The organism is Chitinivibrionales bacterium, assembly GCA_014728215.1.
Lineage (GTDB): Bacteria > Fibrobacterota > Chitinivibrionia > Chitinivibrionales > WJKA01 > WJKA01.
The window spans coordinates 1-9455 of record WJLZ01000178.1; the positions used below are offsets into that span (position 1 = coordinate 1).

Consider the following 9455-nt stretch of genomic DNA (forward strand, 5'->3'; position numbering starts at 1 on the left):
ACAGTATCCATCGCGCCTTTGTGGCCGCCCGAATACCCATCGCCTATTCGCAGGGATTCAATCCCCATCCCAGAATGGCTTTCGGACCGCCGTTGCCACTGGGAGCATGCGGAATGCGGGAATATTTCGATGTTGCGGCTACCGGAAATATCGGCGAAGAGTGGACGGATGTCAACAGATGGCTCCCCAGGGATCTCGAGGTGATCGAGTGCATATCCTGTAATCACAAACCATCATCGATAACATCATCGCTCAAGGCCGGGGAGTATCTCGTGAGGTTTACGGATGAAATTGGCGAAAAAGATATCGAGAGGGCAGTTGATGAATTCAAAAAACAGTCCCGGATTGTGGTGACCCTGGAGAAAAAAGGAAGAACGGTCGAAAAAGATATTGCCCCGATGGTTACCGGCCTCGAAAAGGTAATGCTTTCGGGCTGTCCCGGATTGCGGGCACGGCTCTCACTTGCGCCCGACCGGACCTGCCGCCCTGCCGATCTTCTTGCAAAGCTCTTTCCGGGGAGAAGCCCCTCCTCGTTTGCCGTAACCCGGATGGAGTGCCTGTTGTAGGAATCATCCGCGTCGCCGCGTCGTTTCACCCTTCCCACAACATCCGCTCTAGTCCCGAAAGACGGGTAATTTTCCGACCAACAGCTTCAGCAAAAACTTCACGGGTGCCCCAGATTTCGATGTTCTTTTTGGCGCGGGTGATTGCCGTGTAAATAAGTTCCCGTGTCAGAATCGGAGCGGGAACATCCGGAAGAATGAGGAGGACCGTATCGTATTCGGACCCCTGGCTTTTGTGGACCGTGGTTGCGAAAACGGTCTCGTGTGCCGGGAGGCGCTGGGGAAGGAACGAGCGTAAAACTCCCTGTTTGCCGGGGAACCAGGCACGATTGGTTGCTGCCTGGTCGAGTGAGGACATCACGATGCCGACATCACCATTGTAAAGATTTGCCATGTAATCATTTTCGGTTACCAGAATCGGCCGACGGGCATAGTAGCGCTGTTTTGTGTCGATATGCCCCTTGTCCGAGAAAATCTTTTCGATCGTCTGGTTACAGAATGCGACACCATATGGTCCGTGGCGGACAGCGCAGAGAATCTGAAACTTTTGCAGATGCTCAAACAGCCTTTTTAGATCGGGTTCCTTGAAATACTGCTCATACTTTTGTGCGGTAAGCCCCGACAGGCGGCGGAGGAGCCGCTCCTTTGATGCCACTTCTTTAAAGGCGACATCCCCGCCGTCACTCGATTGAAGAATCGAGAGCGCTTTTTCGGCACACCCCTCATTGACTGCCCTGCTGAGTTGTCCGATACCGCTCTTTTGGGTAAAACGGTAGCTTTTATTCAGATTGACAATGCAGTCATGGAGCGGCGAGGTATCAGGTTCCGGGACCGAATCGACTTTCTGACCGGCATTCTCCCGTATTAATGCTGCCATGTCCTTCGAGAACGAGCCGACTGCGGCATTTCCGGTGCAGATATGACCCAGCACCGCCCCAACTTCCACCGATGCGAGCTGGTCCTTGTCACCGAGCAGGATCAGGCGGCTGTGCAGTGGAACAGCATCCACAAGCTTTGCCATGAGCGGCAGGTCAACCATGGAGGATTCATCGACAATGACACAATCGAATGGAAGCGGGTTGTCGCTGGAATGTCTGAATTGCGACGAATGGGGCACTGCGCCCAGAAGGCGGTGGAGGGTTGATGTTTCGGTGGGGATCTTTTCTTTTTGTTCCGGAGAAATCGCAAGCTTCTGTATTGCCGATGCAATCGCTTCTTCAAGACGTGCCGCTGCTTTGCCGGTCGGTGCACTCAGGGCAATCCGTAACTGATTATCCGTTCTTTGGCAGGCCAACAAAAGCCCCAGGATTTTTGCGATCGTTGTTGTTTTACCGGTGCCCGGACCGCCGGTAATAATACACAGACTTTTTTGTGATGCAATATATGCCGCCACCTTCTGTAAATCGGGTTCTTTGTCTTCATTTCCGGGAAAAAGCCGGTCGAGCAGCAAAACGCATGTTTCCCGGTCTGGAGTTATCGGAGTATGGTGAGCCGCACGGGCACCTATCTGTTCCCCGAGATCATTTTCGTATTTCCAGTACCGGTGAAGATAGAGCAGGGGAGTATCGAGGATCAGCGGTTGAATGTCTCCCGGATCGCCAACCACCGGAGAACCGCGAAGCGTATCTACCCATGATTCCAGATCGGGAAGGCTTTTCAATTTCAGTTCCGGATACTCATCGGGAATTTCGACCCCGGCAACATTCGAAAGGTCCATACAGATATGACGCTGCTGTACAAAGGCACTTGTCAGCGATGCCGCTGCAAAGAGATGGGGACATTCCTCTCCGTGAAGCCGCTCCATGAGACCGGCAAACCGCAGATCGAGGTAGCTGAGGGGTGGAAGAGGCGGTTGCTGGTTAGTGGAGATCATTTAAAAGGGCTCATATTTCGGGGTTCAATAGGATACAGGGCACAGGTTTTCTCATTTGTCGTAATTGTTTTCGTTATCCTTTATCGCTTTATCTTATCCTTAACCTCAATCTCAACCTCTCCTATCATCATCTCACTCAACGCTTCAATAAACTCCTTTGACGGCCGGTCTCTGAACACGCCCTTTGCGGGTTGTGCAGGATCGACGCCTCGTAGAAAAATATAAAAGGTATCACCCATGTGGGTGGAATAATCATAATCCGGGAGACGGGTGTGAAGGTAGCGGTGGAGTGCGACAAGGTAGAGGTGGTACTGCATTATATAATAGTCATCACTCATGGCCTTTACAAGAGCACTTTCAGTGTAATCGTCGGGAGTTGGGCCAAGGTAATTGGATTTCCAGTCGATACAATAAAACCGGTTGTTGTGAGCAAAAATCAGGTCCACATATCCTTTGATAAATCCTTTGATCGGTGATATTTCGAGCTGTTCGATTTTATCAGGGAAGCTTTTCGCTATGGCCGGATTGCTGTGACGGCTGAACAATTCGGCCATGGCCGGCCGGGAAAACTGTTTGAGGGGAAAATAAAACTCCAGTTCGGTGAGTCGTCGCGACCAGGAGACCGTCTGTAACGACACGGGCCCGAAACTGCCGGGCAGTTCGAGGCGCAGCAGATCCTTTATCGTGCTGCAAACCATATCGTTCCATTCGGGTTCAAATCCATAAATCGAGAGTTTCCGGGCAACAGTATCCCGCAGCCTCTCAGTGTCGGAATCAGTGAAATCGATCGTTTCGAGGATACTGTGAAGGAAAGACCCTGCTTTTGTCCCCCGGGGAAAGGAAACAATGGATGAAAAGGGCGGACCATCGTCCTTTGTGCCGGTTTCGGCAACGGTTTCATCTTCGAGCGAAAGGGCGTCGTAATCGGGGATGTCCGCCGAATGGCTATGGCGGGAGGTAAGGGCCGAAAAGCTTGATACCCGCCAGGCTCCGGTAATGGTCCCCCTGAATTCTCTGTAGACAGCAGTATCATGGGGCGAACTTTCCGGTGCCGGCGGAATCGGCGGCATCGATGGAAACTCTGTTATCCCGATTCCTTCACTCGCTCTTTGAAACGTCCTGAGATCCTCGAGCATCTTCTCATCCGAATCGAGAGCCTTGAAAGCTTCTTCGGTAGCAGTGAGTATCGAGGAGTTCTCCTGATCGGGAGTATGAAACAGCCGGGTGAATGCGGAGGTGGATGCGCCTTTGAAATATCCCCACACCAGGTAACACCGGAACCGGGCCCTTGTCACCGCCACATAGAGCAGACGGATATTTTCGGCCATCTGTTCGAACCGTGCGGCTTCCCGGTGGGCGGCCATGTCGGAAGATCCCAGATCGCAAAATGTCTCATGACCCTTGGCGGTATCGTGAAATATACAGGTGGAAATCTTCTCGTTTATTCCTTCCCAGCAGAAAGGCACGAAAACAATGGGATACTCGAGTCCTTTACTTTTGTGGATAGTTGCCAGGGTGACCGCGTTCTCATCCCGTTCGAGGCGAAGTTGATAGACCGGATCGCGCGGGGATGACGGATCGATATACTCGCCCAGCCGACGGACCAGCTCCGAGGGCCCCAACCGTCGCCAGTTTTCGTGGAGCACTTCGCCCAAATGCAGAAGATTGGTCAGACACCGTTCGCCGTTGGGAAGTTTGAGCAGACGGACCCGGACATTTTCCCGGTGCAACAGTTCCCCGAACATACGCATGAATCCGGCGTTGTGCCAGAGATCGTGATAAGAGCAGAATTCCTCAAACCAGGATTCCCACAGCCGGTCATCCTGAGTGATTTCGTATAACACTTTACCGTCAATGCCGAACAGCGACGTAACCAGTGCGGTCCTGAGCAGTGATTCATTCCCCGGGGATGCTATTGCCTGAAGGACTTTGTACATATCGGCGGCTTCGTCGGAATCAAAAAGATTGGCGTCGCTGTAGACCACGCAGGCGACATTATGAAGTGAAAGGGCTTCCTGAAGTGCCAGGGCCTGGGATTTTTTGCGTACCAGGACTGCGATATCCGAGGGGTGCACCGGGCGGTTGCCGATATGGGCCTCGCCCTCCCGGGCCATGCTGAGAAGGTGCGTTATTTCATTGACCACTCCCTTGATGATTATATTTTGAGCAATCCCTTTGGGAATGGCGCCGTCTTTGTCAGCGAGGCTGTCCCGCCGTAAAAACCAGAGTTGAAAGGGGGCCGGCGGTTTATCCTTGAGTACCAGTGTCTTGGTGCGTTCCTTTTTTGCGGGACGTATCGGCATGTAGGGGATATCCTCGATAAGAAAGGGATTTGTGCAGGGGGAAAAGAGTGCATTGATCGCGCTGATAAGCCGGGGCTCCGACCGCCAGTTCTCCAAAAGACCGTAGGGCTTTTTGATTGCTCTTTTTGCCCGAATGTAGGCAAAGATATCCGCGCCCCGGAATGCATAGATCGACTGTTTCGGATCCCCGATGAGAAAGAACGTACACTGGTTTCCAAAGAAGGTTGTGAAAATCGCATGCTGGACAGGATCGGTATCCTGGGATTCATCGATAAGCGCGGCCTTGAAATGCGCGCGTACCTGCTCTGCCAGCCGGTTTCCGCTGCTGCTTGTGAGGGCGGTGTAGACATTGGCTAAGAGATCATCGAAAGAGAGCACGCCGTGTTGCCGCTTGAGTTCGGGAAGGCGGCGTTCCATTTCGGTAATTAAATGTTTTTTGTAATAGATTATGCGCCGGTCATACCGGCTCGACAGCTCCTGCGCCGCCTTTTCAAGGTCGTCGCAACGCTCAAAAAAGTCATGCTCCGGAGGTGTTCCATTTTTTTTCACCGATCCCGGCGCTGCAAGATGAGTGCGGGTTATGCGATTAAAATTTTTTGGAAGCGGAAGAAGCGGTGACCGGGCCGAAAAGAGCATATCGAGTTCGGTAAAAAGTGTTGTCAGGCTGCTTTTCCGGTACCGGTTCCGGTTGAGCGACGGCGATTCCAGAAGCAGTTTTGTTATCTCATCCCGCTTATCGTTCCACATTTCCTTTGTTACCGTAAAGAGCTTTGTAAACCGCTGCTCATGCGTGATCGTGTCGGGATTAGTGACTTTTTCGGGAAGAACAGTAATTAGCGGGTGATTGTGAATTTCGTGCCAGAGCCCTGAAAGCTTATCGAGTGAAAATCCCTTTGAATCGGCATAGCTTAAGAAAAGAAGCGACTCGTCGTAGAGATTGTTACGCCAGAAATCGTAAAAAACCTGCAAAACATATTCGGTCTGATCGGCGGCAAGGGTAGGACTGAATATCGTCTTGCTTTCGAATGCATAATCGTGGAGCACTTTGCGGCAAAAACCGTGAATAGTGAATATAGCCGCTTCATCGAAACCATTGATCGCATCGGTGAGCAAAGCAACGGCGGTTTCGTGATTGCCGGTTTTCTGCACCAGACCCAGAAAAAATGGTTCCCGGGGTGGTTCTTCGTGAAGGAATATGCTGCGTGTCTTAACCAGCATGTCCCGTACTCTGGTGCGCAATTCATCGGTTGCAGCTTCGGTGAACGTCACCACCAGGATTTGACGGAGCGGGAGGCGGGATTCGACAATAAGCCGCACGTAAATGCATGCAATGGTATAGGTCTTGCCCGTACCCGCGCCTGCCTCTATCAGATTATTTCCCGAAAGGGGAGAGGAAAGGAGATCGAATGCCGGATACAGATCTTTCATGATCGAGATGAATAGTCAGATTTTTTGTTGAGATGAAAATAGAGGGTCCAGAACTGTTTTTGACGCTCGGAAAAAATCGGTATCAAAGGGTTCCGCATCTCTGAAACAGAGCCTGTACGAGGGATCGTCACTCTCGGAGTTTGTATACTGATTGCCAAACCATTCATCCTTTGTTTGCGCCAGCGCTTCAGCATGGGACATCCCTTTAAAAATAGCCTGGGCATATTTCCATGAGCAAGAGGGAATAAATTTGAGCGGCGCTTTCATGCCTTCTCTGTACAGATCGATTAATTCCGAAAGATATGCAGATGCCTTCTTTGGAGCGGCATAGGCGCAGGCCTTGTCACTGCCGAATACCATCCCTTTCCACTCCGTGCCGGGCTGCTGCTCGCTGCACGCCAGAAGGGATATCCATACGCTGATATGGTCCGATGGTTTCAGGTGTGCAGGACGGAACCCGATCGTTGTTGCACGATTGACCACCGGGACCTTTCCATTCAGGCGTACGGTACCCACCGGCAGATCGATTTCCAGTTCCCCGAGGTTGTCAAAGGAGAGTTGGCCGGTTAGGGCGCTGTAGAGACGGTTGACTTTTTTTTCTACTCCGGCAAAGGCGTATTCTCCCGGCGTTCCGTGGGGAAGCAGGCCGGTTTCTCTGATCCATTCAAAGGAGCGGGCAGTATCGGTGCCGGCGATTTTTTTTTCGAGAAGCATCCCTGCCAGTGTATAGTTCTGAAGTGCATTCAGGGCAAAGGGCTCGTTATCATCCAGGGTTGCGAATCGTTCGTTGAGATGGATTCCCAGCCGACGGGAGAGAAAATACCGGGCCGGATTTCCGAAAAAGGAACAGAGTTCATCCACACTGATCGTATCGAATTCATGATCCGGCAGCGGGCTTGCGACAAAGGGCGCGACCGGCTCGGGGATGTGAAGCGCGCTGCTTGCCGCGGCATTGACTTTGGAATAACTGAAAAGCCCCAACACATTTGGTGAGGGCATGAAATAGCGGGGGCTGAATGCCTGAAGTGGGTGCTCGGTAATCACTTTATTCAAAATAGTTTCGTGGTGATCAGAAGGAGCAACGGTGCCGGCAATGTAATCGAGCAGCTCGCTGACCAGGACCGAGGGCGGTATTTCGGTGTTGTCCTGAAGATTCTTTCCGGTATAGCTTATATAAAGGATATCCCTGGCAGAGAGCAGGGTCTCTAAAAAAAGATACCGGTCGTCTTCCCTGCGCGACCGGTCGCCGGGTCTCAGTTCATTCCGGATAAGGTTGAACGCCGGCTGATGGTCGGAGCGGGGATAGGAGGAGTAGTTCATGCCTAATAGACAGATGACCTTGAAGGGGATACTCCGCATGGGAAGCAGTTCGGCAAAGCACACTTTCCCCGACAAGAAACCCGAGGATGATGATCGTTTCATGCATTGCTGCTCAAGAGCGAGTGCGACAATATCATTTCCCACTTCTGATTCGAATGAAGCCTCTTTTCCTGTAGAAAGCAGTGATGCTATCCCGTCACGGAGGAGCTGCAAATCCCGCTGGTTTTGTTCATTGTCAACAAAAAAGTCACCGATCAAGCCGGTAAGAAGTGCATTCCACCTGTCGAGTGCAACAGGGACAGCGAGTTTCCGGGCATACACGGCCAGGGTATCGATCACCTTGCCCAGTTTGCCAGCCAGGCGGGCATTGCCACCCTCAATACCATCGCAGGGCAAAATTCCGTGAACACAGCGGTCGTTTTCACTCCGGACCGCATAGCCCATCAGTATTCTATCGAGTCCATGTTCCCAGGTGTTATGCGGAGATTCCGGGAATCCCTTTTCTTTTCTGAATTCCCGGTCGAGTCCCCACCGGATATTCGTTGCATGGAGCCAGTGCCGGAGCGTATCGAGTTCGGTGTCGTCGATATCGAACCGGAGCCGCACAGCTGCATTTTCCAGAAGGCCCATTATTTCTGAAGCTGTAAATCGGCTGGAGGGGAGGGAGAGGAGCTTGAAAAAGGCCTGGATTATTTCGCTCTGCTTTGCCGGTGCGCGGTCCGCAAGGTCATAGGGGATTGCTGCACGGTCACTTTCCGGGAGATCGAAAACCGCCTGGACATAGGGAGAATAGGCTTCGATATCGGGCGTCATCACCAGGATATCGCCGGGTGCAAGGGTCGGATCCCCCTCGAAAAGGGCCAGGAGATTGTCATAGAGGACCTCGACTTCTCTCATGGGACTGTGACAGGAGTGGACCTGAATCGAACGGTCATCGGCTTTCACAGGAGGAGATTTCGGCCCCTTTTGTTCCCGAAGATTGAGAATGTCCGACTGGATACAATGAAGCATGGAATTCTGTCCCGGATCGACAAAAGCCTCAAAAGTTTCTTCATCGAGATCGGCCTTGTGAAGAAGCGAAAAGAAATCCCGTCCCTGCCGGCCGAGTGAGGCCAGCAGGCTGTTGCCTTCCTCGACATACAGGGTGTCGTTTCTCTCGCCGCCTTTGCGCACAATCGAGCGTATCTCTTTGCCCGATCGTATGTAGTCCCAGAGATAGGCGCAGGGGTTGGTTACAAAGAAATGGACATCGATATACCGCGACAGCTCAAAAAAGACCGAAAGGTGGAAAGCCGGGAGATAGGAGATGCCGAAAATCATCAGGCGTGAGGGAAGCTTGTCTTCAGGCACCGTACCGCTGCGGAGTTTGTTGAGGATACGCTCCTGATGTGCTCCCCGGTGTTTGCCGGGATGATTTTTAAAAATCTCGTTCCAGAGGCCCGGTTGCCAGGTGTCGAAACCCGGTGCTGTTTTTTCACCCTTTTCCCAGGCCGAAATGATTTCAGGACGGAATATACCATACTGATCGAAAACATCGGCAATCCTGTCGGCAAGCATGAAAAGCTTCGCCTCCCCGGAGTCATCACCACAATAGGCACGCAATTCGGCGTAGATATCATTACGAAAAAGCTCCGGCAGGGTTTCGATCAGTTTCCAGGCCATTATCTCCCGGTCAAAAAACACCGGTTCCCCGGCGGAAGCGTAAACTATCTCAAAAAGGGATGAGAGAAAATGGTTGGGAAAGGGGAAATCGATATTGGCACAGATCCCGGACCTCCGGGCAAGTTCCAGTGATATCCACCGCTGCATGCCCCGGCTCTGAATGACTATTATCTCCTTTTCAAAGGGCGATAAGGAAGCCGAGGTAAGCTGCTGCGAAAGAAGACCGACAAGTTCTTCAAGCCGGTTGCTGATATAAAGTTTTAATCCGGGCATAGGCGTTTGTGTTATAAATAAATAGGATATGTG

4 protein-coding genes are annotated in these 9455 nt (G+C 52.0%); 1 reads left to right on the top strand and 3 read right to left on the bottom strand.

All coding sequences use genetic code 11. From position 1 onward, the window contains the following. Positions 1-566, top strand: a 566-nt coding sequence (locus GF401_15695; GenBank protein MBD3346497.1) for a DUF2344 domain-containing protein, incomplete at its 5' end; no start/stop codon positions are given. Positions 567-591: 25 nt separating this feature from the next. Here GF401_15695 and recD read toward each other — a convergent pair. The 3 genes from recD to recC form a co-directional block, all read right to left on the bottom strand. Further along, positions 592-2436: an exodeoxyribonuclease V subunit alpha gene (gene recD, locus GF401_15700; protein MBD3346498.1), complete on the bottom strand. Its 1845-nt coding sequence runs from the start codon at positions 2434-2436 to the stop codon at positions 592-594. Between the two features lie 80 nt (positions 2437-2516). Then, the gene (gene recB / locus GF401_15705) at positions 2517-6167 is read right to left on the bottom strand and encodes an exodeoxyribonuclease V subunit beta (GenBank protein MBD3346499.1); all 3651 of its coding nucleotides are present in this window, start codon (positions 6165-6167) and stop codon (positions 2517-2519) included. A 15-nt stretch (positions 6168-6182) separates the two neighbouring features. Next, positions 6183-9422 (bottom strand): exodeoxyribonuclease V subunit gamma, encoded by a 3240-nt coding sequence (gene recC / locus GF401_15710; GenBank protein ID MBD3346500.1) that lies wholly within the window; start codon positions 9420-9422, stop codon positions 6183-6185. Positions 9423-9455 lie beyond the last annotated feature (33 nt).

What these genes read in the sequence shown, in the direction of transcription:
- recC (MBD3346500.1), bottom strand. Translation starts at nt 9,422, where the DNA reads ATGCCCGGATTAAAACTTTATATCAGCAACCGGCTTGAAGAACTTGTC.
- recD (MBD3346498.1), bottom strand. Translation starts at nt 2,436, where the DNA reads ATGATCTCCACTAACCAGCAACCGCCTCTTCCACCCCTCAGCTACCTC.
- recB (MBD3346499.1), bottom strand. Translation starts at nt 6,167, where the DNA reads ATGAAAGATCTGTATCCGGCATTCGATCTCCTTTCCTCTCCCCTTTCG.